The organism is Kluyvera sp. EC_51 (assembly GCF_019584505.1).
Taxonomy (GTDB): domain Bacteria; phylum Pseudomonadota; class Gammaproteobacteria; order Enterobacterales; family Enterobacteriaceae; genus Kluyvera; species Kluyvera sichuanensis.
In genome coordinates, this window is record NZ_VDAG01000061.1 from 1 (window position 1) to 23,116 (window position 23,116).

A 23,116-nucleotide genomic window follows, 5' to 3' on the forward strand; every position below is an offset into this window, starting at 1 on the left:
GTGGACCAGTTGGTGATTCTGAACTTTTGCTTTGCCACGGAATGGTCTGTGTTGTCGGGAGGATGCGTGATCTGATCCTTCAACTCAGCAAAAGTTCGATTTATTCAACAAAGCCAAATGAAAGCAGAAGGGCAGCGCTGGCTAGCAGCCTGAGGCTGGAGCGTTGATGCGCGGCTGTCGCCGAGGCGGGCCGCGCTGAATGTGCGAAAAATATGCCCTGACACCGATATTTTTATATCGATATTAATATGTTTGTCAGGCGTTTCTCATACTAAAATATATTCACTGCGCTAAAGTGGTATTAATTACTGATCTGGAATAACGCAACAATTGTTAAATTTCATGGTCGCTGAGGCACATAAGGATAAGTTCTGTTACGGTCAGTAATGTAAACTGTTTGTTTATTAAAAGACCGTGACTATTATGATTTTAGTTAATTTGTTTTTACGCTGCTTCTTTTTATCGCTGGCGACCGGCGCGGCTATTTTATGCCTGCATATCGATGTCAATATTCTCAAAAATACCCTGTCTGAGGTCTCGCTCTCCGAGATTGTTCAGGAGACTATCCTCTTGCTTATCGTCCTGATCCACCTCGTGGCGGCACGTAAGCAACCCGATATGCGTCAATGTAATACCCTGATTGCTGGCTTCTTTATGGCCATGCTGATCCGCGAACTCGACGGCATTTTTGACCTGATCCACCACGGCAGTTGGGTATGGTTTGCACTGGCGGTCAGTATTACGGCGCTTATCTACGCGTTTCGACAGCCTCAGCGGGTATTACATCAACTCACTCTGTATACAGCAAAACCCGCCTTCGGGATGATGCTCGCGGGATTATTAGCCACCCTGGTGTTTTCTCGCCTGTTTGGTATGTCGTTGCTCTGGCACTCCCTGCTGCAGGATGGCTACGTTCGGGAGGTGAAAAATATGGTGGAAGAGGGGACGGAACTCTTTGGCTATATTCTCTGCCTGGCGGCTTCGGTAGAAATATTTCGTCGGCAGAAAGCAGGCCACCGTTAAATTTTCCACCCAATAAATCATCGCGTTTACGGGCCTCCTATGGGAGGCCTTTTTCGTACCCGTCGCCGGGCGAAAGCACGACCCCAGAGCAAGTGACCGGCGTTTTCGCAGAGGGCACCGTTTTATGCGCGAAAGAGGTCTGAAGAGTAAGCGTATGTTTTGCGCCGCTTAATAATTGCAGGTAGGATGCTTCGCGGCAGTTTTATCCCTACGCAGAATGACGGGAAAAACCGCGCGGGTTGTCGTGGATAGGCGTTCCGTATTCATTCGATAACCTTATGCATTCCATACATCAGACAGGTACAGGGTAATAATGGAAACACAACACTCACAGGCCGCGGAGCAACGCGCGGCAAAACGACGCTGGCTGAACGCCCACGAAGAGGGTTATCACAAGGCGATGGGCAACCGACAGGTACAGATGATCGCCATCGGCGGCGCTATCGGTACCGGTTTGTTCCTCGGCGCAGGTGCGCGTTTGCAAATGGCAGGTCCGGCGCTGGCGCTGGTTTACCTGGTTTGCGGCATCTTCTCGTTCTTTATTCTTCGCGCGCTGGGTGAACTGGTATTACACCGCCCGTCGAGCGGCAGCTTCGTCTCCTATGCCCGTGAGTTTCTCGGCGAAAAGGCCGCCTATGTGGCGGGCTGGATGTACTTCGTCAACTGGGCGATGACCGGCATTGTTGATATCACCGCAGTGGCGCTCTATATGCACTACTGGGGCGCGTTTGGTGACGTGCCGCAGTGGGTGTTTGCGCTGGGCGCGCTGGCGATTGTCGGCACCATGAACATGATTGGCGTGAAGTGGTTCGCCGAGATGGAGTTCTGGTTTGCGCTGGTGAAAGTGCTGGCGATTGTGGTGTTCCTCGTCGTCGGGACCGTGTATCTGGGCAGCGGCAAACCGCTGGACGGCAATGCCACCGGCTTCCATCTGATAACCGACAACGGCGGCTTCTTCCCGCATGGCCTGCTGCCTGCGCTGGTGCTGGTGCAGGGCGTGGTATTTGCCTTTGCCTCCATTGAACTGGTCGGTACCGCAGCGGGCGAGTGTAAAGACCCGCAGACCATGGTGCCGCGCGCCATCAACAGCGTTATCTGGCGTATCGGCCTGTTCTACGTGGGTTCGGTGGTGCTGCTGGTGTTGCTGCTGCCGTGGACGGCTTATCAGGCGGGGCAGAGTCCGTTTGTGACCTTCTTCTCTAAGCTCGGCGTGCCTTACATCGGTAGCATCATGAACATCGTGGTACTGACGGCGGCGCTCTCAAGCCTTAACTCGGGCCTCTACTGCACCGGGCGTATCTTACGCTCGATGGCGATGGGCGGTTCCGCACCGAAGTTTATGAGCAAAATGAGCCGCCAGCACGTGCCGTACGCAGGCATTATGGCGACGCTGGTAGTCTACGTGGTGGGCGTGTTCCTGAACTATCTGGTGCCGTCTCAGGTCTTTGAAATCGTGCTGAACTTCGCTTCGCTGGGCATTATCGCTTCGTGGGCGTTTATCATGGTGTGCCAGCTGCGCCTGCGTAAGGCCATCAAAGAAGGCAAGGCCGCGGACGTGAACTTCAAGCTGCCGGGCGCGCCGTTTACCTCCTGGTTGACGCTGCTGTTCCTGCTGAGCGTGCTGGTACTGATGGCGTTCGATTATCCGAACGGCACCTACACCATCGCCTCGCTGCCGCTGATTGCTATTCTGCTGGTGGCCGGATGGTTCGGGGTTCGTAAGCGTGTAGCGGAAATTCACAGCACCGCACCGTAATCTACGATAAGGCCTGACGTTGTCAGGCCTTTTTCCTGGCAGCTAAAAGCTCATGGCTAACCCCACGCCATAGCCGCTGGTGCCGTTGCCAAACATATAGCGCGCCACCAGACGCGTGCGGGTAATAAAGACCGGGTACTTACTGCTGTCCATCTCAATCCCAATCCCTACCGAGCTCAAACTATCAAACCCTAACGTGCCGCGCTGTTCGCCGAGGTACTCGGTATGCGCGCCTTCCAGCACGTAGCGCACCGGGCTTTTCAGCAGCGTCCAGTCGAAAAGCGGGGCGCGACGGCGCAGATAAAGCCCGAGGTTTTGTGCCGTGGCACTGCCCTCAACGGCGCTGGAGGTGTTGCCGAAGGTTTGCAGATTCATGCCCGTGTAGCGCAACTCAACGTCAATATCCTGCGCCGGGGAGACCAGCTCATAGTCGAGCATTAACGAACCGCCCAGGCCATAGGCGTTGAGCCGGCCGCCGTCGAGAAAGTCATACTCGGCGTTGCGATGCCGTTCCAGCGCCCATTTTCCGACCCGCAGATCGCTCGCCATCGTGCCGAGCATCACGTTGGCAATCGGACGCAGCACCAGGTTGCCGCCCCAGCGGTCGCGGTGCAGATTAAAATCCCAGCCGATACCGCCGGTGGCCGTCAGGCTGTTCCATTTGGTCGGAATACGTCGACTTTGGTCGCCATCGCTGATGACGAACTGCGGGTCGTAGCGGCTGTAGCCCATCGCCCCTTCGAGATAAAGCGGAAACGTGTCGCCCATCGTTGCGCCGCCGCCAAACTGGGTGATCGACAGCTCGGTTTTATCGTCGGAGCCCGAACCGATATTGAGGTCGCTGGCGGTAATATCCGGCACAATCATGTAGCTCATCAGCGTCAGCACCGCATCGGCCCGCTGCTTAATGCGCTGACCGTCCGCCGCTTGCAGCGCGGTGCTGAAGGTTAGCGAAGTCAGCAGAAGCATGAACATGCCGGGAAATGCCGCGATCATGGTCGGTGAAGCCTCAATCGGGTGATAATGGATTAACTATAGAGCAGGATCCCGCCGCAGTAAGACAAAACCTTACACTCGCGGCCTTGCGCATTGTTGAGGATTGTTTATGATTCGGCTGTTCTGAAACGTCTGGTAATTTATGCGTAATCGTCGGCTTCTTGCTAAAGGGTTCTTGATAGTGACCTGCCTCGCCATGGCGCTTTGCCTGGTGCAGCGGGCGGTCTATCTGCACCATTTTCTTGAGCAGGTCGGCAACCCGGTTCAGACTCTCTCCACGCCGGCAACGGACGAATCCCAGGTTGGGCCTTCGCCGTGCCAGCTTAGCGCCAACTCGCTGTTGTGCGCGCAGCCCATTTTCTTCGACGGCGCGCTGCCTGCCGTTATCATCTTCCTGGCCCTGATTCAGCTATTCGCTGAAGTGCGTACGTTTGTCTTCCGCGACGTGCCCAGACGGCCGCCCACGCTTCGCATACACCTCAAAAACTGCGTTTTCCGTGAATGAATCATCGTCCTGACGACGATTGATTATTTAATTCACGGAGAAAAAACATGTTGAATATCTTCAGGGGATTACTCCTCCTGTTGCTGGCCTGCGTGGGTACCGCTCACGCAGCCGATACCGGGTGGCTCACGTCCCCGCAAAATGACCACGCTAAGATTCGTTTCCAGGCGGAAAGAGGGCAGGACCGCCTGTATGGCTTGCTGAGCGTTGAGCTACAGTCCGGCTGGAAAACCTACTGGCGATCGCCGGGAGAAGGGGGCGTGGCGCCCGAAATTCACTGGAAAAACGGTGAAAAGGCGCAGTGGTACTGGCCGGTGCCGTCGCGCTTTGATATTTCGGGGCTGACCACCCAGGGCTACCATAACCGGGTGGTGATTCCGATGATCATCACCGGGAATCCGGGGGATGTGCTGGACGGCACGCTGACGCTCTCAACCTGCAGCAACGTCTGTTTATTAACGGACTACCCGCTGCATCTTGATTTTAACCAGCCGGTCGACGGCCAGTTCCAGGACGCGTTCGAGCAGGCAATGCGCACCATCCCGGCGGAAAAGGGTATTTCGGAGGATCTTGCGGCGCACCTTGAGGGCGATCGTCTGGTGATCACCGGCACTACTGCGGGAACGTGGCGTTCCCCGGAAATCTATTTTGACCCGATGGACGGCGGCATTATTCCCGGCGACCCGAGTATCAAAATGCACGGTGCGGAGCTGGTTGTGAGTGCGCCGGTGACGGACGAGTGGGGCGAAAAACCGGCAACGCTCGCGGGGAAAACGCTCTCCTTTGTCCTCACCAGCGACGGAAAAGCCCAGCAAACCACCCTGACAGTAGGGGCCGATCAAACCGCCAATGCGCCCGATGCAGCCAGCGTCAGTATCATGCAGATGTTGCTGTTCGCGCTGCTCGGCGGGTTTATCCTCAACCTGATGCCCTGCGTCCTGCCGGTAATGGGGATGAAGCTGAGCGCGGTGCTCCACGCCGGGTCGGATACGCGCAGTATCCGTCTGCGATTCCTCGCGACCAGCGCCGGGATCCTTGTCTCCTTTGCGCTGCTGGCGACGATGGTCACGGTGCTGAAGCTGACCGGTGCGGCGCTGGGCTGGGGGATCCAGTTCCAGAACCCGTGGTTTATTGGCCTGATGGTCGCCGTCACCTTTATCTTCGCGCTGAACCTGTTCGGCACCTTTGCCGTGCTGCTGCCGTCATCCATGGTCGGCAGGATGGCCACCGCCGGTGGCAACGGAATGCTGGGCAGTTTCTTCGAGGGGATGTTTGCCACGCTGCTGGCCACACCGTGTTCGGCGCCGTTCCTCGGCACCGCCGTGGCCTTTGCGCTGGGGGCTCCGCTTCAGGATCTCTGGCTTATTTTTATCGCGCTTGGTATCGGGATGGCGATTCCCTGGCTGTTGGTGGCGCTGCTGCCAAAAACCGCTGCGCTATTACCACGTCCAGGGCGCTGGATGGCGATGCTGAAAACTATTCTGGCGCTGATGATGCTGGCTTCAAGCCTGTGGCTGGCGTCGCTGCTGAGCCTGCATTTGGGTGACCGGGTCAGCGATATGGTGATTCTGCTGCTGGCCATCGTGGCGCTGGTGGCCGTTCTGTTCACCGGCCCGCGCAGCGGTGCGTCGTTCTATCTGGCGGTGATTTTGCTCACCGGCCTTGGCGGCTATCAGCTGCGTGGGCTGATTCAGTCGCCGTCAGCCTCGTCCACCGAGGCCAGCGCGGACATTCGCTGGCAGCCGCTCAGCGAAGCGGCGATTGATCAGGCGCTGGCACAGGGGAAACGCGTTTTCGTGGATATCTCCGCCGACTGGTGCGTGACCTGCAAGGTGAATGAAATGCGCGTGCTGAACCAGCCGGAGATCGTCGCGGCGCTGAATGCCCCTGATGTGGTGGCGCTGCGCGGTGACTGGAGCAAGCCTTCCGCATCGATCGCCGCCTTCCTGCAAAAGCGCAACCGCTACGCCATCCCCTTCAATGAAATCTACGGGCCGGGCCAGCCCGAGGGCGAGATCCTCTCGCCGCTGCTGGACCAACAAACGCTGCTTGCCGCCCTGAAACATGCCAAAGGTTAATGAATCATGAAATACACGCTTCTGTTTACGCTTTTAATGACCGCCTCACTGCAGGCCGTTGCCGCGCCAGCGCTTACGCCAGCCCAGGAGGCTCGCGTCCAGGAATTAGTGCAGGAGACGCTGCTTAAACACCCGGAAATTCTGGCCGCTGCGGCAGAAAAGCTGGATCAGCAAAGCGCCGAGGCCAGCCAGCAGCAGATGAAATCGGTCATCGCGCAGAACAGCGATTTTCTCTACCGCGACCCCAACTCCCCGCGTATCGGGGCGGCGAAACCGCGTCTGACGCTGGTGGTCTTTACCGACTATAACTGCCCATACTGCAAGAAATTTGATCCTTATCTGGAGAAGATCGTGGCGAAATACCCGGACGTTGCCGTGGTGTTCAAATTCCTGCCTTACCGCTCGGAAAGCTCGGTGACGTCGGCCCGGGATGCGCTCACCGTCTGGCGTACTCACCCGGAGCAGTTTATGAAGTTTAACGACCTGCTGATGGCGAAAAAGGGTTATCACGACGATGCCAGCATCGCCCAGGCCAAGCAGAAAGCGGGCGTGGTGGTGAATGAACCGGACAGCGAGAGCTTTGAGACGGTGAAGAAAAGCCTCGCGCTGGCGCAGCAGTTGGGTATTCAGGGTACGCCCGCCACGCTAATTGGCGATGAAATGCTCTCCGGCTGGGTTCCTTATGAGCAGTTTGATGCTATGGTCAGCGACGCGCTGAAAAAACAGTAAATTCACTTTCGGGGGAGCGATCCCCCGTTCAGAGAGAGACGATGATGAAATCGATTATTCTAACGTCACTGGCGCTGCTCCCGGCGTTCGCCTACGCCAGCGCGCCGCTTCCCGATATCGTGAAGCGCTTTAGCGAACAGCAGAACATCACCATCATTAAAGAGGTGGAGGCCCCCGGCGGGCTGAAAAGCTGGGTCGGGAAGTATCAGGATATGGGGGTGAACCTGTTCCTGACCCCTGACGGCAAGCACGTGGTATCGGGGTACCTTTATGACGACAAAGGTAAAAACCTGAGTGAAGGCTACTTTACCGAAGCGATTTACGTACCGATGGGCCAGGAGATGTGGAAAACGCTCAATAGCGCCCACGCGCTGAAGGAGGGGGCCGATACCGCGCCGAGAAAGGTGTTTGTGTTTGCCGATCCTTTCTGCCCTTACTGCAAAACTTTCTGGGCGGCGGCGCAGCCGTGGGTTGAGGCGGGTCACGTCCAGCTCAATATCCTGCTGGTGGCCTTCCTGAACCCGAAAAGCGGGCGCAACGCGACGGCCATTCTTAATGCGGCGGATCCGGTAGCGGCCTGGCGGGATTACGAGTTGTCCAACGGTAAGAAATTGCCGCGTTTTGACGGCGTCACGCCGCGCGAAACCTTCAATCTGCTGCAACAGCATCAGAAGATGATGGATGACTTAGGCGCGAACGCCACGCCGGCGATTTACTATATGAACGACAAGAACGAGCTGCAGCAGGTGGTGGGGATGCCTGATGAGAAACAGCTTGAGGCGATGTTTGGTCCTAAACCCTGATATGACGCGTAGCCCCCTCTCCCCAAAGGGGCGAGGGGACCGATTGGCGTCGCTGGTTTTCCCCCTCTCCCTTCCAGGGAGAGGGCCGGGGTGAGGGTAATGCGCGGAACCAGGGAACAGGGAAAAATAGCTACAATTAAGCGCTAATAAAAGCAGGTAATTTACCAAAATTACCCCTGTCAGATTATTGAATTATTCCAGGTGTACTACTTTGTGGTTATATTATTTAACTGGTATCTCAAATGACACTTATTTACATTCAGCTGGCGAATCTTTAACGGGAATAACGCTATAATGCCGCCGCTCTAAGGAAAAACATCAATCATTCATTACCAATGAGTCATATGCTATGGATAAGCAAATGTATATCATCACCCGAAGTCAACGCTATCTGCAGACCAAACCCCCTTCTACGCCATAATTGCCCCCGCTGTTTCTCACAGCATCTACTATTTTTTCTCCTTACCGCTCGACGGTTATTTTCCCTGTCTAGCGTATAGGTCACGCTGCGTCTTTCAATACGCTTATTCGTACAGCAAAATTTAAATCATAAATTTTGTTATTCTGCTGTGCGCCAAAAATAAAGGAACGTCTTTATGGAATATCATTCCAGGGACCACCATAACCAAAATATATCGCTGCCCAGCGGCGAACACATTGAACGCCTGATTACGGACGTTTATTCGGCCCTGCGCTCCGAGCAAGAGGGTGCCGTTTCGACGGTCTATCCGGCGTTAACCCGCGTCGACCCGAACCTGTTTGGCATCTACCTCAAAGGCGTGGACGGCTACGAGTTCTCCATCGGTGACGTGGAGACCGAGTTCACTATCATGAGCATCTCCAAGCCCTTTATCTTTGCGCTGGTGTGCCAGGCCATTGGGCCGCAGGCGGCGCGCGAACGGCTTGGCGTCAACGGTACCGGGATGCCGTTTAACTCGGTATCGGCCATTGAGCAGTCGACCACAAAACTGACGAACCCGATGGTTAACTCCGGTGCCATTGCCACCACCAGTTTTACGCCAGGAAAAACCAAAGAAGAGAAATGGCACTATATCTACAACGGCCTCTGTGGATTTGCCGGGCGTAAGCTGACATTAAACGAAGAAATATATCAATCCGCCTGCCAGAGTAATTATCGCAATCGCGGAATTGCCCATCTGCTTTATAGCTACGGACGCCTCGGATGTGACCCGGAAATGGCCACCGAACTCTATACCCGTCAATGCTGCCTGAATATTAATTCCCGTGATTTAGCTGTAATGGGAGCAACCCTTGCCGACGGCGGAATTAACCCGGTAACCGGAGATAAAATTATTAATAATGCCATCTGTCATTATACCCTCGCCGTGATGCTGACGTCGGGAATGTATGAAACCTCCGGTGAATGGCTATATGAAACCGGGCTGCCTGCCAAAAGCGGTATCGGTGGCGGCATTGTTGCCGTCTCACCGGGAAAATGTGCGTTAAGCGCTTTCTCTCCGCTGCTCGACGGGGCCGGAAATAGCGTTAAAGCGCAGAAAGCCATTCGATCATTATCGCGCTGTCTGGGGATGGATCTGCTGGTTGCTAAACCCTATACCGATAACCGTAGCCTAACGGCGCAGGAGTAACCAATGAGCACAATAACCGCAGAACAACAGCAGCGCTCCTGGGCACCAATGATCGCCATCGCGCTGGCCCAGGTGCTGATGTCATTTAACGTCGCTTCACTGCCGGTCGCGCTTAGTGGCATGGTCAACAGCTTTAACGTGCCGCCAACCGATATTGCCACCGGCATTATTATGTACTCGCTCTCCGTCGCCGCGTTTGTGATGGCGGGTTCGAAACTCAGCCAGCGCTTTGGCCCAGTCATCGTTTTTCGCGTGTCGGTGCTGGTCTTTGGCTGCGCGCAGATTTTCATGGTTATCAGCCAGAACGTGCAAACCATGATTGCCGCACAGGCGCTTTGCGGGCTTACCGCCGCCGCGCTGGTGCCATCGCTGGTGGCGCTGATTGCGGAAAACTACAAGGGTAAACAGCAGGCGACGGCACTCGGCTCACTTGGGTCCGCCCGTGCGGGTGCAGGCGTAGCGGCATTTCTGATTGGCGGCGTCTTTGGTACCTGGATCGGCTGGCGCCCGGTGTTTGCCGTGATGATTGTCCTGGCGCTTATCACCTTTGCCCTGAGCTTCCGTCTGCGTAAAGACGAAGGCGACCCCAGCGTGCAGATAGATGTGGTCGGCCTGCTGCTGGCTGCCAGCGCTATTGTACTGCTCTCGCTGGGATTCAATAACCTGAACGGCTGGGGTGGCCTGATGGCGAAACCCGCCGCGCCGTTTACTCTGAACGGCCTGTCACCCGCGCCGGTGATGATTGTGGTGGGCTTTATCCTGCTGCAAGGGTTTGTGATGTGGAACCGTCATATCAAACAGCGCGGCCGCACGCCGCTGATTGCGCTGGAAGTGATGGACTCGCCGTCTGAGAAAGCCGCCGTCACCGTGATGTTCGCCGTGGTGGCGCTGGAGGCGATGCTGAACTTCACCGTGCCGCTGTATATCCAGATTGTGCAAGGACGCACGCCGATGGCGACCACCGTGGCGATGCTGCCGTTCAACCTGTCGGTGTTCTTCTCCGCGCTGTTGGTGATTAAGCTGTACGACAAATTCACGCCGAAACAGATTGCCACCTCGGGGTTCATCGTCTGCTGCGCGGCGCTGGTCTGGCTCTCCTGGGTTGTCACCAATAACTGGAGTGAATGGCCGGTGATGGTGGGGCTGATTGTCTTCGGCATGGGGCAGGGTGCGCTGGTTACGCTGGTGTTCAACGTGCTGGTCAGCTCTTCACCTAAATCGTTGGCAAGCGACGTCGGGGCGCTTCGCGGCACCACCAGTAATCTGGCAAACGCCATTGGTACGGCGGTTGCGGGCGCGCTGCTGGTTGGCCTGCTCAGCGCCAGCGTGATGAAAAGCGTGGTGGCCTCGCCGGTGGTGACCGCCGAACTTCAGGCGGAGGTGAATCTGGATAACATCAACTTTGTCAGCAACGAGCGTCTGGCGACGGTGCTGGAAAATACCTCGGCAACGCCTGCGCAGGTGCAGGAAGCGATGGACATCAACGAGACGTCCAGGCTGAAGGCGCTGAAGCTCGGGATCCTGATCATGGCGCTGATCTCCGCACTGGCGATTCTCCCGGCTCGCCGACTGCCGGGCTACTCGCCGGGCAATATTCCGGTGTAGCAATACTTTCCCGGCGTTGAGGTTATTCGACATGCCTCAACGCCGTTTATCTTCGAATTAAGGATTTCATGATGACGCGTATATCTTTCTGGAAGGGCGTAATGGCGTGGGTCAAGCTCGCCTCGCTGCTTTTTTTCACCCTGTTTGTGCTTCTTGCGCTGCCGCATCTGGGCGTCGCTGGGATGAATTTCTCGGTGCAGTTTTTATCGTTCAAGCTGGTGATTGTGCTGTTTATCATCGCCTATCTGGCGTTTGTCTTTTCTTACGGGCGACTGCGCTTAAAGCGTCGTGGTTTTTTGATGGCGGGCGTGGGGCATATTCTGGTGGTGGCGGTATTTAGCCTGCTGTTCTATCCGATTGTCGGTTTTGCGATTGCGCTATTTTATCTCGTGGCGGCATATAAGTTTGCGAGCGTTAAGATTGGCTGCCAGTGCAGTGAGATGGGCTAATTATCGTGATGGGTTACCGATGCGGGCGCATCGGTAACCCATCAAGCCATCAGGACCGGTCTTTAATGCCGTCCAGCAGCTTTCTTACCCGTGGGCCAAGTATCCAGAACAGCGCCAGAATTATCAGCAGCAGCAGTGCCGACAGCCCTTTATGGTTATTGATGAGGATAAAAATCATTGCCAGTGTCAAGGCGTGAATCCTTATTGTTGTGCGTTGTGTATTTTATGCCGCGTAGGGATTAACCCCAGACGCGAATAAAGTTAGTTGCGATAGTGATAATCACCCACACCAGTAAATAATAACGGCGGGAATCATTACGTGATTCCAGGGCGGCGAAATAGTTAGCGCTATAAAATGCTGAAATAATAATGGCGACGGTGATGACAATATGCCAGACACCTTCTCTGATGCCGATAACGGCGCTAATGGAGGCAAAGCAGATAACGATAGCAATGCCGTTCAGGGCATTACACATCAACCAACCCCACAGGCTTGATGGCCTGCTAAACATCTGTTCAAGTCTTAAAACCAATTAATCATTCACCCAGTCAATATAAGAGCGCTATAAAATGCATTTTATAACCTGGCAGGGAGTTGACCAAAATCAAGTTTGATGGTTTCTATAGGGAATTAATTTGAAACTGATACATATCAATTTACGCGATATATTGTGAGTTCATGGTTGTTTTAAAAATATCAAAACCTGTAAATCACCATGATATATAAAGATAAAGTGAGGAGGGCTAGTGTTTTATTTTTAACGGCATTTTAATTTTGTTACCTATTTGGTATAGGGTTTAGTACTACTGTTTATCGAATGATAGTCACTGCCTTTATTATTATTTTAGCTGAATATAACCAACGTTAATAGCGATTTCAGAATAGCGATCGTTGATCGGTAAAATAGAATAAAAAAGGCGCCAGTGAAAAATTCCACTGACGCCACACGTTTTTTTACTTCCCAGGCGTATAGCTCAGAATCACCTTATCATCCGGAATATGGGTGAATTGGGTAATCAGCTGATGATAGTCTGCCAGGGGATCGACATCTTTAAACTGCGTTGGATAGAAAATCTTACTCAGCGTCTCGATGGCGATAATGTTGTACGGGTTGTTATAGAAGTGGTGATACAGCGCCCCGGTATGCCCTGCGACAACCGCCGGAATGCTGCTCACACCCTGACGCGCCAGCAGCGCGTTAAAGGCGCTGACCACATCGCTTTCCGGCACGTTGTAGCCGAACGGAATAATCGCCGTGCCTTTTCCCGGGCGTTTAGAGCCGGTCATCAGGTAGTAATCCGGATTCATGGAGATGATTTTCTCCACCGAGATATTGCCGGTGGCGCCCGGCAGCAGCTGCGAACCAATGTTCACGCCGCCTGCGGCTTCGACCAGACCCCCCCAGCCGTTGCGCGCATGGGTGAAGCAGCAGCCGTTATCCAGCCCGGCAACCCCGGCAATCGGCTCGATAAACACTAATGGCTTCTTCTCAACCTTAGCCAGACGCTGGTGAATAGTGTCCAGACGCTGCTGATAGAAGTTGATATAGGCCTGTGCGCGGTCGCTCTGACCGAGTACTTTGCCGAGCATTGCGATGCTTGGCATGGTGTTCTCAACCGGATGCAGTTCGTAGTCAACGAAAACGACCGGCACGTGGAGCGCCTCGAGCTTCGCCAGCACACCGCTTTGCACCAGCGATGGCTTAGCGCGCAGCTGGGCAATCATCAGATCCGGGTGGCGAGAGATTACCGTCTCCAGGTCAACGTTGCCCTGGTCGGAGAATTTCATATCGAGGATTTTATCCGCCTCGGGCCATTTACGCTTTAGCACGTTCCAGGTTTCGGTATCCTGTTTTTTCGGCAGGTTGTTCCACGCCACCACTTTGGCGAACGGATTGTCGCGCTCCAGCACCGCCAGCGTCAGAATATCGCGGCCGTCCTGCAGAATAATGCGCTGCGGCTCCTGCGTTACCGTGACCGTCCGGTTGTCCATATCCTTGACCGTTACCGGCCAGTTACCCGCCATCGCCAGCAGCGGTGAAAGCAGCAGCGCTGCGCCTAATAGTGCCTTCTTCATCGTCATGATTTCCCCGTCTTACGATTATTGTTATGTCGTTAATCCATCGACCACCACGTGCGGTAGCCCTTGTGAACAATGTTCGACCCGGCCACGCACGCCATAAACGGTCGCCAGATTTTGTGGAATCACTACCTCATCCGGTACGCCGCTTGCTACCAGCGCACCATTTTTCAGCATCACGGCATATTCGGCGTGACGCAGGGCAATGTTGATATCGTGGATCACCACCACCGTGACGATATTGCGCAGCCGTGTCTCTCTGGCGACGATATCCATCACATGAAACTGGAAGTTGAGGTCGAGGGCGCTCAGCGGTTCATCGAGCAGCAGCAGATCCGGCTGGCGGATCAGGGACTGCGCCAGGCCAATCAGCTGTTTCTGGCCGCCGGAGAGTTGGTCGAGGTAGTGCATCGCCAGATGGGCGACGCCGAGTTTTTCCAGAATGGCGTAGGCTTCCTGCTCGGCGTTGCCTTCGTGGTAGCCGCTGGCGCGACGCGCCACGATAACCGACTCCAGCGCGTGCAGATGCACACCGGCGGGCAGCGACTGCGGCAGATAAACCACCTTCTGGGCGCGTTTGGCGGGCATCAGCGTCATTAGGTCTTCGCCATTCAGCGACAGCACGCCCTGCGCCGGGTTGAGATCCGCCAGCGCCCGCAGCAGCGTCGATTTACCGGAACCGTTGGGGCCGAGCAGGGCGGTAATCTTGCCGCGCGGCAGCAGCGGCGTGGTCAGGCCATCGATGATTTTCTTTTTGCCATACCCGGTATGGAGGTCGCGAATAGAGAGGCCATCCATTACAGCGTTCCTCGGTGGCGAATAATAATGCTCAGGAAGAAAGGCACGCCGACCAGCGAGGTCACGATGCCCACCGGAATAATGACCCCGGTGACGATATTTTTAGACACCACCGACGCCAGCGACAGCACCAACGCGCCAATCAGCATGCTGCCGGGCAGGTAGAAGCGGTGATCTTCGCCAAACATCATGCGGGAAATGTGCGGCGCGACCAGGCCGATAAAGCCGATGGGGCCGACGAAGGCCACGGTCAGCGCCGAGATAATGCTGATGCGCAGCAGCGTCGCCAGACGTAGTTTACGCACGTTAATGCCAAAGCTGACGGCGCGGTCTTCGCCAAGGCGCAGCGCGGTCAGCTTCCAGGCATTTTTCAATGACAGCGGGGTGATAATCAGCAGCGCCACCGCCAGAATCGCCAGCTTGTCCCACGAGGCGCGCGCCAGGCTGCCCATCGTCCAGAACACCAGACCCTGCAAGGTGTCCTCGCTGGCGACGAACTGCAAAATGGAGATCAGCGCGTTAAAGGTGAAGACCAGCGCGATACCAAACAGCACCACGCCGGAGGTGGCAACCCGCGTCCAGCGGCTGATGCCGTCGAGAATAAAGCAGGCCATCAGCGCAAAGACAAAGGCGTTCACCGAGATAAACCACTGGTCGGGAATGCCCGGAATGCCGAGCCCCAGAATAATCGCCAGTGCCGCGCCGAACGAGGCGGCGGAGGAGACGCCGAGGGTAAACGGGCTGGCCAGTGGGTTGTTGAGGATGGTCTGCATCTCTGCCCCGGCAAGCCCTAAGCCCATGCCGACCAGAATCGCCATCAGCGCGAACGGTAAACGCAGCTCCCAGACAATCACGCGGGTGCCTGCATCGGCGGCGTCGGCGTGGAACAGCGTCTGCCACAGCGTCGATACGGAGATGCCCGAGGGGCCGAGGGTGAAATCAAGCAGCAGGGAGCAGAGGATACAGAGCAGCACGACACCGGCAAGCAGGTAACGCTGCATAACCACCCGACGATAGCGGGCGGCAATCGCCAGCGCGGGGGAGTCGGCGCTGGAGGCAAGGCTGGAATTCATCGGATAACCTTATGGAACAGGGTAAATTCAGTGAACCTCCCGCCTGTCCCGAGGCGAAAAATGCAGGATATCCAATATCCTGGAGAGAGCTGGCGACAATATATTGAATTGATAATGCTTATCAATTCAATATGAAAATAATTAGCGTTCCATTGATTGTTTGTTTAACTAATCCCCTCACCCTAGCCCTCTGGGGAGAGGGCTAGGGTGAGGGGAAAAGCACCGCAATAACCACGTAATTTACAAGCCCAATCTCCCCACCCAATAAATGTGACCGCCCCCGCTAACCCAACACTATGCCGGTTTTGTCCTGCTTAATGTCATCTCTGTCCGTTGTACCTGAACGCCATCCAGCATTTGATGAGGCATCGGATTTTCCGACCGCAACAGCCTGGAGGATGAGAGAGATGACCCATCAGATTACCCTTCGTTTTGAAGACGGCGTGATGCAGACCCTGGAGTGCCGCACCGGTGAGACCGTTGCCGATGCCGCGCTGCGCGCCAGAATCAGCATTCCGCTTGACTGCCGTGACGGCGTCTGCGGCACCTGTAAGGCCACCTGCGCCTCCGGTGATTATCAGCACGGCGACTACGTGAACGACGCGCTCTCCGCCGAAGAGGCCCGCGCGGGCAGGGTGCTGACCTGCCAGATGCGCCCGTCCAGCGACTGCGTGGTAGAGATTGCCGCCGCGTCAGACGCTGTCTGTGTGGCTACATATCAAGGGCATATCACCGCCAGCCGTGCGCTGTCACCGACGACGTTAACCTTCTCCATTGCGCTCGACGACCGCCAGGCGCTGAGCTTCTTGCCTGGCCAGTACGTCAGCGTGCAGGTACCGGGCAGCGACCAGACGCGCTCGTACTCATTCAGCTCCGGGCCGCGAGAAACCGAGGTCTCGTTCGTGGTGCGTAACGTGCCGCAGGGGCTGATGTCGACCTGGCTGAGTGAGCGTGCTCGTGTCGGCGATGCGATGTCGTTTCGCGGGCCGATGGGCAGCTTCTACCTGCGCCCGGTGGAGCGTCCGCTCCTGTTCCTGGCAGGCGGCACCGGGTTGGCACCGTTCCTGTCGATGCTGGCCGCGCTGGTGGATGACAACGCCACGCACCAGCCGGTGCACCTGATTTTTGGCATCACCCGCGATGAAGACCGGGTGGCGATTGAGACCCTCGACGATTACGCCCGACAGCTGCCAAACTTCAGCTACCGCTGTACCGTCGCCGACCCGGAAAGCGACGCGCCGCACAAAGGCTACGTCACCCAGCATATCGATGCGGGCATGCTGAACGGCGGTGATGCCGACGTTTACCTCTGCGGCCCACCGCCAATGGTGGATGCCGTGCGTCGCTATCTGGACGCCGAAGGGCTGACGCCGCGTAATTTCTACTACGAGAAATTTGCGGGCGCAGGACAGACGGCACCGAGCGTGGAGGCACCGATTGCCGCGGCAGATGTGGACGATGCCTTTGACCTGCGTCTGGCGCTGGAGCTTGGCGCGGTGCAGTTAACCATGGGGCGGCTTAGCGGAGAGCAGTTGACCACCTTCCGTCGCCTGGCCGAGGCCACGGCGGCATTCGTCTCCGGGCGGCGCTTCCTTGATGTGCCGGGCTACGTGGAAGCTAACCACGCCTTCCATCAGTTCCTGATTGAGGCCACCCGCAACGCGCAGCTGATTGCGCTCTACGCCCAGCTGACGGTGCGTGACTATATCGACCGCGCGCTGACCGTCAGCGTGGAGATCGTCGGCGATATCGTGCAGCAGCACCGGGATCTGGTCTCGGCCTTTGAATATGGCGATCTTAACGCCGCCCGCGACGTGCTGGCCCAGCACGCGCAGCATTCGCGTACCACCATGAGCCGGGCGCTGGCGCTGAAAACGGCCCCTGCCGCCATTGGCCTCCCCGTTGCGCCGCCCGCGCCGGAGCCAGAAGCGCCGCGCTGCCCGTTCCATGATCTTCAGCCTTCGCTGCCGCCTTACTCCCACGAACTGGCGTGGCCAGAAGGGCTTGCGCCGTTCAAAGTGGTGGATGACGGTTCGCAGGGCGACCCGTATGAGCACTATCGCTGGATGCGCGAACACGCGCCGGTGCTGCGCTGCCAGTCGGCCACCACCGATGTCTGGTTCCTGTCGCGCTATGACGATGTTTACCAGGCGATCCGCAACCCGAAGCTGTTCTCTTCAGAAGTGGTAAGCCCGCCGCCGCTGACCTTCCTCACGCTGTTCGATGCGCCGGGGCATACCCGCCTGCGCAAAGTGGCGCAGCCATCGTTTATGCCGCTGTCGCTTGAACCGTTTATCCCTGAAATCGAACGCCGCGCCGAAGTGCTCATCGACCAGATGCTGGCCAACGGGGGTGGCGATGTGGTGGAAGATTTTGCCATTCCACTGAGTATTGCCACCATTTCGGCGATGATCGACGTGCCGAACGAAGACGAAGAGAAAATGAAGTTCTGGTCGGACGAAACCTTCAGCTACTTTGGTCGCCTGGCACGTAACGCCCCCGGTACCGGCACCGACGAGCAGAGCGCAATGGCCTTCTTTGCCTATCTGAAAGAGGCGATGGAGCGGCTCTATCTCAGCAACAGCCAGTCGATTGGCGGCCATATTGCCCGCATGTGGAAAGCGGGGCTGTTGAGCGAAAAAGAGGCGAAAGAGCTGTGTGCTTTCGTCTTTATTGCCGGGCATGACACCACCACCATCCTGGTGGCGAACGCCTTCCGCATGTTTGCCGAGCAGCCGCAGCTGGTGGTGCGCCTTCGCGAAAACTCTGATGACGCCGACCGCTTTGTGGAAGAAGTGGCGCGCTATCGCGGCACCGTCCAGCGGGTCAGCCGCATCACCACCGAGGCCACCACCGTGGCGGGCGTGACCATCCCGAAAGGCGCGGTGATACGCCTGCTGCTGTCGGCGGCCAACCGCGATAGCCGCAAGTTTATCGACGGTGAGAGCTTCAATATCGACCGCGACAGCAGCGGGCATCTTGGCTTTGGCAACGGCATTCACAAGTGCCTCGGCCAGCCGCTGGCCAAGCTCGAAACGCTGATTGCCGCGAAACTGGTGGCGCGCAAAGTGGGGGAGATGAGTCTCGACCCGGCGCGCCCCATTCAGTATGTCCGCGGCAACAATCTCACCAACTCAGGGCCGGAACATCTGTTTGTACAGATGCGCGCGCGCGAAGATTAAACGGCGTGCGACAGGCGGCCCTGCTCCTGAATACGGTATTCGGTGGGCCGCAGCCCGGTTTGCTTGCGGAAAAAGCGGCCAAAGTAGGCCTCGTCGCGAAAGCCCAGCTCGCGGGCTATCTGCTTGACGCTGAAGCTGGAGTAGACCAACAGCCGCCGGGCTTCATGCACGGCGCGGCGGTCGATGGCCTCAATGGCGGAGATGCCGAACGCTTCCCGGCAAATACGGGTGAGCTGGCCGGCGGAAATGCCCATGGCGCTGGCGTAGCTGGCCACCGGCTGGCGGGTACGGCAGCGATCGTCGAGCAGCAGGCGAAAGCGCTCAATGCGGGCAACCAGCGCAGCGCGTGAGGGGTTACCCGCCAGACGCGCTTTTTCGCTCAGGCGGGCAATCTGCACGAACAAGGCGATGGTCAGCGCCAGCCCGGCGGTGTACTGCCAGCGTTCCGGGTGCTCTGCCTCACGACCGATGGCATCGAACAACGCTTCCAGCGGTGCGCCACGGGGGCTCGCCGGGTCAACGGCCAGCACCGCTGGCGTGCGTACGAAGGCCAACAGCTCAGGGGCGGCGGTCATGGCGATCGACTCAATGGCCGACTGGGCGGTGGTGATCACGTGGCCGTCAATGTCATCGCGAAAATGAAAGCCGTGAACGGAACGTGCCGGAATAACCACCAGACACGGCGCTTCCAGCTGCCAGGTCTGACCGTCTATCGACGTCTCGCCGCCGCCGTGGGTGATGTACAGCGTCTGGATTAATGCGTCGTGAAAGTGCGGTTCAATCTCAAACCCAAAGCGGCTGGCCCGCGACGGGATGCGCTCGTGATGCACGCTATCCACGGCGGTGGGATCGTCCTGCGCGCCGTAAAGGGCGTAGTTGGGTAGCGTTCGGCGCGCGTTAGCGTGAGCAGGCATGATGCCGGTTTTGTCCTGTTGAGATGAAGGGAGCCTTGATGGCGAATAATGTTAATTCGGTGATAAAACGCGCAATCGTGCAAGTGCTGAATCTTCATCTTGTGATGTGAGTCGGGCGGAAATACGTCGCTTCTCTATAGCAGTGAACGCAAAAATTTGCGCCAGAACACACTTCTTCGCAATTGTCGAAAAGTGCAGGTTTTGGTGTGAAAGTGCCCTTCTTTTTCCCCGGTGGGCTGTGAAAAATGCATATGTAACGTTTTTATAACATCAGCAAAATAATAAAAATCATTCATCTGCGAGGTACCCTATGGCTGTAGAACTCCCCGTCCGCGAGTGCGATGTGCTGGTGATTGGCAGCGGCGTCGGCGGACTGTCGGCCGCGGTCACCGCGGGTCTGAATGGGCTGGATGTCCAGGTTATCGAAAAAGAGACAGTCTTCGGTGGCACCACCGCGTTTTCCGGCGGCGTGCTGTGGATCCCCGACAACCATCTGGCACGCCAGCAGGGCATTGAAGACAGTCAGGCCGCCGCGCGAACCTACCTGCAGGGTGAAGCAGGGGACAGCTTCCGCCCGGAGGTGGTGGATGCCTTCCTCAAAAACGGCCCGGAGATGCTGCGCTATTTTGAAGAGCACACTCGCTTTCGCTGCAACCTTTACCAGTACCCGGACTACCATCCCGATGCCCCCGGCGGCGTGATGCGTGGGCGTTCAGTGGTACCGGAGGTGTTTGATATTCGCGAACTGGGCAAGTCCATGCCGCGCCTGCGCAAACCGCTGCGCACCATCACATTTATGGGGATGATGTTCAGCTCCTCAAATAACGACCTGAAGCACTTCTTCAACGCCACCCGCTCGCTGAAATCGTTCGCCTACGTGGTCAAACGCCTGAGCTGCCACCTGCTGGAAGTGGCGCGCTACGGACGCGGGATCACCGCCAACGGTGGCAATGCGGTGGTGGCCCGTCTGGCCTGTTCGGCGTTGGATCTCGGCATACCGATTCACACCGGCGTGGCGGCGAAGGATTTGATTGTTGAAAACGGCATCGTGCGCGGTGTGGTGGTTGAGCTGAACGGTGAGCGGGTCAACCTGTACGCTCGACGCGGCGTGGTGCTGGCCTCCGGTGGCTTTGCCCGCGACGAGCAGCGGCTGAAAAAACTCTACCCGCACGTGCGTCGCGGCGGAATTCAGCTTTCGCCGACGCCGCCCGGCGTGGATACCGGCGACGGGATTGCCATGGCCGAGCGTATCGGCGCCCGCTTTGACGACAGCTACGCTAACGGCGCGGCGTGGATCCCGGCCTCAAAGGTGCAGATTGGTCGTCAGTCGTACGTCTTCCCGCATCTGGTCGACCGCTACAAGCCTGGTTTTATCATGATTAATCGCCACGGCGTGCGCTTTTGCAACGAGGCCGACTCCTACCACGACGTTGGTATCGCGATGATTGAAACCTGCCGTGACGATAGCGACACCTTCGCCTGGCAAATCTGCGACCGCCAGGCGCTGCGAAAGTACGGCATGGGGTTTGCTAAACCGGCACCGATCCCCGTCTCGGTCTACCTGAAAAGCGGCTATCTGCTGGAAGGGAAAACCCTCAGCGAGCTGGCGCAAAAAATGGGCATTCCCGCTGACGCGCTGGCAAACACCGTGCGCGACTACAACGCCGACGCGCGTCAGGGCAAAGACCCGCAGTTTGGGCGCGGCGAGTCAGCCTATAACCGCTACCTCGGCGACGCCAACCATCAGCCGAACCCGTGCGTCGCGCCGATAGAGCAGGGGCCGTTCTACGCCGTGAAGCTCTATATGGGCGACCTCGGCACCTTCCACGGCCTGAAAACCGACGGCGAAGCGCGGGTGCTGGATAACCAGGGGTTGCCGATTCCGGGCCTTTACGCCGCCGGTAACGAGATGGCGAGCATGATGGGCGGCAGCTATCCGGGCGCGGGGATCACTATTGGCCCGGCGGCCACCTTCGGCTACATCGCTGCCCGCAGCATGGCGGCACGCGGCGACACGGCGCAGTTACCCGAGCGCGAAGCCTCATAAATCAGGAGAACACGATGTCTACACTTTTTAGTCCCCTACAGGTCGGCCCGCTGACGCTGGCGAACCGCATTGTTGTCCCGCCGATGTCGCAATACTCCGCACAGGCGGACGGTGTGGCGACCCCGTGGCACGCCCAGCATATTGGCGGCCTGGCGATTTCCGGCGCCGGTATGGTGATCTGCGAGGCCAATGGCGTCACGGCGGACGGGCGCATTACCCCGCATTGTCTCGGGTTGTGGAACCGCGAGCAGGGGCAGGCGCTGCAAAAGCTGCTGGCCGACATTCGCACCTACAGCAACACGCCGATTGGCGTGCAGCTCAACCACGCGGGCCGCAAGGCGGGCACCAATGCGCCGTGGCGTAACCAGGGTGCCTCGCTGACGGACGAAGAGGGCGGCTGGCCGACGGTGGCCCCTTCCGCTATCGCGTATAAACCCGGCTGGCGTGTACCGCAGGTCTTAGATGAAGCCGGAATGGCGCGTATCACCCAGGGCTTCGTTGACGCCGCGCAGCGGGCGCTGAACGCCGGGGTCGATTTTATCGAACTGCACGCGGCCAACGGTTATCTGCTGAACCAATTCCTCTCTCCGCTCAGCAACCAGCGTGAAGATGACTACGGCGGTAGCCCGGAAAACCGTATGCGTTTCCCGCTACAGGTCGCCCGCGCGCTGCGTGAAGTCTGGCCGAAAACCCGCCCGCTGGGCGTGCGCTTTAACGGCGGTGAATTTGCTGACGGTGGGCTGTCGCTTGATGAAGCGGTGCAGTTTGCCCGCGAACTGCACGCGCTGGGCTACGACTATCTGCACGTGTCTGGCGGCTATAACATCTATCACCAGACGCCAAATGCCGACCAGCCTGGCTATATGGTGCCGTTCGCCGAGGCGGTGAAACAGGCGCTGCCGCAGGCGGTGGTGATTACCGTCGGGCTGATTTACGAAGCGCTGCAGGCTGAGGCGATTGTGCAGGAGAAACGGGCGGATCTGGTGGCGATTGGCCGCGGGATGCTGGATGACCCGAACTGGCCGATTCATGCGGCTATTGCGCTTGGTGAAACCGCGCCGTGGCCGAAACCCTACGACCGCTTTGGGCCGCTGGGCTGGCCGACGCATCAAGCGCAGGAGGCTAAATCATGACCCTGCCGATTATCGATCACCGTATCTACACTATCCGTCTGCGCAAAATGAACGAGTTTCTTGAGGTGTTTGACCGGCTGGCGATGCCGATACTACGTGAGACGCTGGGCAACCCGCTGGGGTTTTACACCAGCCTCGTCGGGCCGCAGAACCAGTTTGTGCACCTGTGGGGTTATGAGAGTCTGGCGGAGTATGAGCGTCGCAGCCGCCTGCGCGATACGCATCCGGATTTTGCCGCCTATCTTAAAGCCTCTGAGCCGTTTATTGTGGCGCAGGAGACGCGGTTGATTCGGGCGACGACGTTACCCTCTCCCTGAAAGGGAGAGGGGGCAAAT

21 protein-coding genes and 1 pseudogene are annotated in these 23,116 nt (G+C 57.5%); 14 read left to right on the top strand and 8 right to left on the bottom strand.

Annotated features, from left to right (window positions below):
* The coding region (locus FHC49_RS24410) for a hypothetical protein (protein ID WP_225622907.1) at window positions 1-83 on the bottom strand (83 nt) is incomplete at its 3' end.
* A 340-nt stretch (window positions 84-423) separates the two neighbouring features.
* On the opposite strand from FHC49_RS24410, the gene FHC49_RS11650 reads away from it, so the two are divergent.
* Both FHC49_RS11650 and ansP read left to right on the top strand, forming a co-directional pair.
* The gene (locus tag FHC49_RS11650) at window positions 424-1,023 is read left to right on the top strand and encodes a transporter (RefSeq protein WP_220439823.1); all 600 of its coding nucleotides are present in this window, start codon (window positions 424-426) and stop codon (window positions 1,021-1,023) included.
* Window positions 1,024-1,336: 313 nt separating this feature from the next.
* On the top strand, window positions 1,337-2,779 hold the full coding sequence (ansP, locus tag FHC49_RS11655; protein ID WP_185666523.1) for an L-asparagine permease: 1,443 nt from the start codon (window positions 1,337-1,339) through the stop codon (window positions 2,777-2,779).
* A gap of 42 nt (window positions 2,780-2,821) precedes the next feature.
* Here the strand turns inward: ansP and FHC49_RS11660 are convergent, their stop codons facing one another.
* A complete protein-coding gene (locus FHC49_RS11660; RefSeq protein ID WP_220439890.1) occupies window positions 2,822-3,754 on the bottom strand; it encodes a hypothetical protein in 933 nt (310 codons plus the stop codon).
* Between the two features lie 163 nt (window positions 3,755-3,917).
* Here FHC49_RS11660 and FHC49_RS11665 point away from each other — a divergent pair, with 163 nt between their 5' ends.
* The 7 genes from FHC49_RS11665 (at window position 3,918) to FHC49_RS11695 (ending at window position 11,554) form a co-directional block, all read left to right on the top strand.
* Window positions 3,918-4,280 carry a hypothetical protein gene (locus FHC49_RS11665; protein ID WP_185666521.1) on the top strand — a complete coding sequence of 121 codons (363 nt, stop codon included), beginning with the start codon at window positions 3,918-3,920 and terminating at the stop codon, window positions 4,278-4,280.
* A gap of 47 nt (window positions 4,281-4,327) precedes the next feature.
* A complete protein-coding gene (locus FHC49_RS11670) occupies window positions 4,328-6,358 on the top strand; it encodes a protein-disulfide reductase DsbD (RefSeq protein ID WP_220439824.1) in 2,031 nt (676 codons plus the stop codon).
* Between the two features lie 6 nt (window positions 6,359-6,364).
* Window positions 6,365-7,087, top strand: coding sequence for a DsbA family protein (locus FHC49_RS11675; protein WP_220439825.1), 723 nt, complete (start codon window positions 6,365-6,367; stop codon window positions 7,085-7,087).
* 44 nt (window positions 7,088-7,131) lie between these two features.
* Window positions 7,132-7,890, top strand: a complete 759-nt coding sequence (dsbG, locus tag FHC49_RS11680; protein WP_220439891.1) for a thiol:disulfide interchange protein DsbG — start codon at window positions 7,132-7,134, stop codon at window positions 7,888-7,890.
* A 596-nt stretch (window positions 7,891-8,486) separates the two neighbouring features.
* Complete coding sequence (gene glsA, locus FHC49_RS11685) at window positions 8,487-9,500, top strand: glutaminase A (protein WP_220439826.1); 1,014 nt, start codon at window positions 8,487-8,489, stop codon at window positions 9,498-9,500.
* Between the two features lie 3 nt (window positions 9,501-9,503).
* Window positions 9,504-11,105 carry an MFS transporter gene (locus tag FHC49_RS11690; RefSeq protein ID WP_220439827.1) on the top strand — a complete coding sequence of 534 codons (1,602 nt, stop codon included), beginning with the start codon at window positions 9,504-9,506 and terminating at the stop codon, window positions 11,103-11,105.
* A 68-nt stretch (window positions 11,106-11,173) separates the two neighbouring features.
* The gene (locus FHC49_RS11695) at window positions 11,174-11,554 is read left to right on the top strand and encodes a hypothetical protein (RefSeq protein WP_185666517.1); all 381 of its coding nucleotides are present in this window, start codon (window positions 11,174-11,176) and stop codon (window positions 11,552-11,554) included.
* 49 nt (window positions 11,555-11,603) lie between these two features.
* Here FHC49_RS11695 and FHC49_RS11700 read toward each other — a convergent pair whose 3' ends face one another.
* The 5 genes from FHC49_RS11700 to FHC49_RS11720 all read right to left on the bottom strand — a co-directional run bounded on the left by FHC49_RS11700 (window position 11,604) and on the right by FHC49_RS11720 (window position 15,433).
* Window positions 11,604-11,744 (bottom strand): hypothetical protein, encoded by a 141-nt coding sequence (locus FHC49_RS11700; RefSeq protein ID WP_220439828.1) that lies wholly within the window; start codon window positions 11,742-11,744, stop codon window positions 11,604-11,606.
* 49 nt (window positions 11,745-11,793) lie between these two features.
* Entirely contained in the window at window positions 11,794-12,030 is a 237-nt protein-coding gene (locus tag FHC49_RS11705; RefSeq protein WP_185666515.1) for a hypothetical protein, read from the bottom strand.
* Window positions 12,031-12,509: 479 nt separating this feature from the next.
* Complete coding sequence (locus FHC49_RS11710; RefSeq protein ID WP_220439829.1) at window positions 12,510-13,637, bottom strand: ABC transporter substrate-binding protein; 1,128 nt, start codon at window positions 13,635-13,637, stop codon at window positions 12,510-12,512.
* A gap of 24 nt (window positions 13,638-13,661) precedes the next feature.
* Entirely contained in the window at window positions 13,662-14,432 is a 771-nt protein-coding gene (locus tag FHC49_RS11715) for an ABC transporter ATP-binding protein (RefSeq protein ID WP_220439830.1), read from the bottom strand.
* Window positions 14,432-15,433, bottom strand: a complete 1,002-nt coding sequence (locus tag FHC49_RS11720; RefSeq protein WP_370631761.1) for a FecCD family ABC transporter permease — start codon at window positions 15,431-15,433, stop codon at window positions 14,432-14,434. Before FHC49_RS11720 ends, FHC49_RS11715 begins: the two co-directional genes overlap by 1 nt.
* Window positions 15,434-15,912: 479 nt before the next feature.
* Between FHC49_RS11720 and benC the strand changes: the two are divergent.
* Together benC and FHC49_RS24420 are read left to right on the top strand one after the other, a co-directional pair.
* A pseudogene (gene benC, locus FHC49_RS24415) lies at window positions 15,913-16,923 on the top strand (benzoate 1,2-dioxygenase electron transfer component BenC); the annotation flags it as partial.
* Window positions 16,924-16,956: 33 nt separating this feature from the next.
* Window positions 16,957-18,687 (top strand): cytochrome P450, encoded by a 1,731-nt coding sequence (locus tag FHC49_RS24420; protein WP_370631762.1) that lies wholly within the window; start codon window positions 16,957-16,959, stop codon window positions 18,685-18,687.
* On the opposite strand, the gene FHC49_RS11730 is transcribed toward FHC49_RS24420, so the two are convergent.
* Window positions 18,684-19,601, bottom strand: coding sequence for a helix-turn-helix domain-containing protein (locus tag FHC49_RS11730; protein WP_185666510.1), 918 nt, complete (start codon window positions 19,599-19,601; stop codon window positions 18,684-18,686). The two genes, FHC49_RS24420 and FHC49_RS11730, sit on opposite strands and share 4 nt — an antisense overlap.
* 310 nt (window positions 19,602-19,911) lie before the next feature.
* Between FHC49_RS11730 and FHC49_RS11735 the strand changes: the two genes are divergently transcribed.
* From FHC49_RS11735 to FHC49_RS11745, 3 genes are read left to right on the top strand one after another with little or no spacing between them, the layout of a single operon-like run.
* Window positions 19,912-21,648: an FAD-dependent oxidoreductase gene (locus FHC49_RS11735; RefSeq protein ID WP_220439832.1), complete on the top strand. Its 1,737-nt coding sequence runs from the start codon at window positions 19,912-19,914 to the stop codon at window positions 21,646-21,648.
* 14 nt (window positions 21,649-21,662) lie between these two features.
* Window positions 21,663-22,781 carry an NADH:flavin oxidoreductase/NADH oxidase gene (locus FHC49_RS11740; protein ID WP_220439833.1) on the top strand — a complete coding sequence of 373 codons (1,119 nt, stop codon included), beginning with the start codon at window positions 21,663-21,665 and terminating at the stop codon, window positions 22,779-22,781.
* Window positions 22,778-23,098 (top strand): NIPSNAP family protein, encoded by a 321-nt coding sequence (locus FHC49_RS11745; RefSeq protein ID WP_255581351.1) that lies wholly within the window; start codon window positions 22,778-22,780, stop codon window positions 23,096-23,098. The genes FHC49_RS11740 and FHC49_RS11745 overlap by 4 nt, the downstream gene beginning before the upstream one ends.
* Window positions 23,099-23,116 lie beyond the last annotated feature (18 nt).

What these genes read in the sequence shown, in the direction of transcription:
- FHC49_RS11720 (WP_370631761.1), bottom strand. Translation starts at nt 15,433, where the DNA reads ATGCAGCGTTACCTGCTTGCCGGTGTCGTGCTGCTCTGTATCCTCTGC.
- FHC49_RS11735 (WP_220439832.1), top strand. Translation starts at nt 19,912, where the DNA reads ATGGCTGTAGAACTCCCCGTCCGCGAGTGCGATGTGCTGGTGATTGGC.
- FHC49_RS11710 (WP_220439829.1), bottom strand. Translation starts at nt 13,637, where the DNA reads ATGACGATGAAGAAGGCACTATTAGGCGCAGCGCTGCTGCTTTCACCG.
- FHC49_RS11740 (WP_220439833.1), top strand. Translation starts at nt 21,663, where the DNA reads ATGTCTACACTTTTTAGTCCCCTACAGGTCGGCCCGCTGACGCTGGCG.
- FHC49_RS11745 (WP_255581351.1), top strand. Translation starts at nt 22,778, where the DNA reads ATGACCCTGCCGATTATCGATCACCGTATCTACACTATCCGTCTGCGC.
- FHC49_RS11650 (WP_220439823.1), top strand. Translation starts at nt 424, where the DNA reads ATGATTTTAGTTAATTTGTTTTTACGCTGCTTCTTTTTATCGCTGGCG.
- FHC49_RS11705 (WP_185666515.1), bottom strand. Translation starts at nt 12,030, where the DNA reads ATGTGTAATGCCCTGAACGGCATTGCTATCGTTATCTGCTTTGCCTCC.
- FHC49_RS11670 (WP_220439824.1), top strand. Translation starts at nt 4,328, where the DNA reads ATGTTGAATATCTTCAGGGGATTACTCCTCCTGTTGCTGGCCTGCGTG.
- glsA (WP_220439826.1), top strand. Translation starts at nt 8,487, where the DNA reads ATGGAATATCATTCCAGGGACCACCATAACCAAAATATATCGCTGCCC.
- FHC49_RS11730 (WP_185666510.1), bottom strand. Translation starts at nt 19,601, where the DNA reads ATGCCTGCTCACGCTAACGCGCGCCGAACGCTACCCAACTACGCCCTT.
- ansP (WP_185666523.1), top strand. Translation starts at nt 1,337, where the DNA reads ATGGAAACACAACACTCACAGGCCGCGGAGCAACGCGCGGCAAAACGA.
- FHC49_RS11695 (WP_185666517.1), top strand. Translation starts at nt 11,174, where the DNA reads ATGATGACGCGTATATCTTTCTGGAAGGGCGTAATGGCGTGGGTCAAG.
- FHC49_RS11665 (WP_185666521.1), top strand. Translation starts at nt 3,918, where the DNA reads ATGCGTAATCGTCGGCTTCTTGCTAAAGGGTTCTTGATAGTGACCTGC.
- FHC49_RS11660 (WP_220439890.1), bottom strand. Translation starts at nt 3,754, where the DNA reads ATGTTCATGCTTCTGCTGACTTCGCTAACCTTCAGCACCGCGCTGCAA.
- FHC49_RS11690 (WP_220439827.1), top strand. Translation starts at nt 9,504, where the DNA reads ATGAGCACAATAACCGCAGAACAACAGCAGCGCTCCTGGGCACCAATG.
- dsbG (WP_220439891.1), top strand. Translation starts at nt 7,132, where the DNA reads ATGAAATCGATTATTCTAACGTCACTGGCGCTGCTCCCGGCGTTCGCC.
- FHC49_RS11715 (WP_220439830.1), bottom strand. Translation starts at nt 14,432, where the DNA reads ATGGATGGCCTCTCTATTCGCGACCTCCATACCGGGTATGGCAAAAAG.
- FHC49_RS11675 (WP_220439825.1), top strand. Translation starts at nt 6,365, where the DNA reads ATGAAATACACGCTTCTGTTTACGCTTTTAATGACCGCCTCACTGCAG.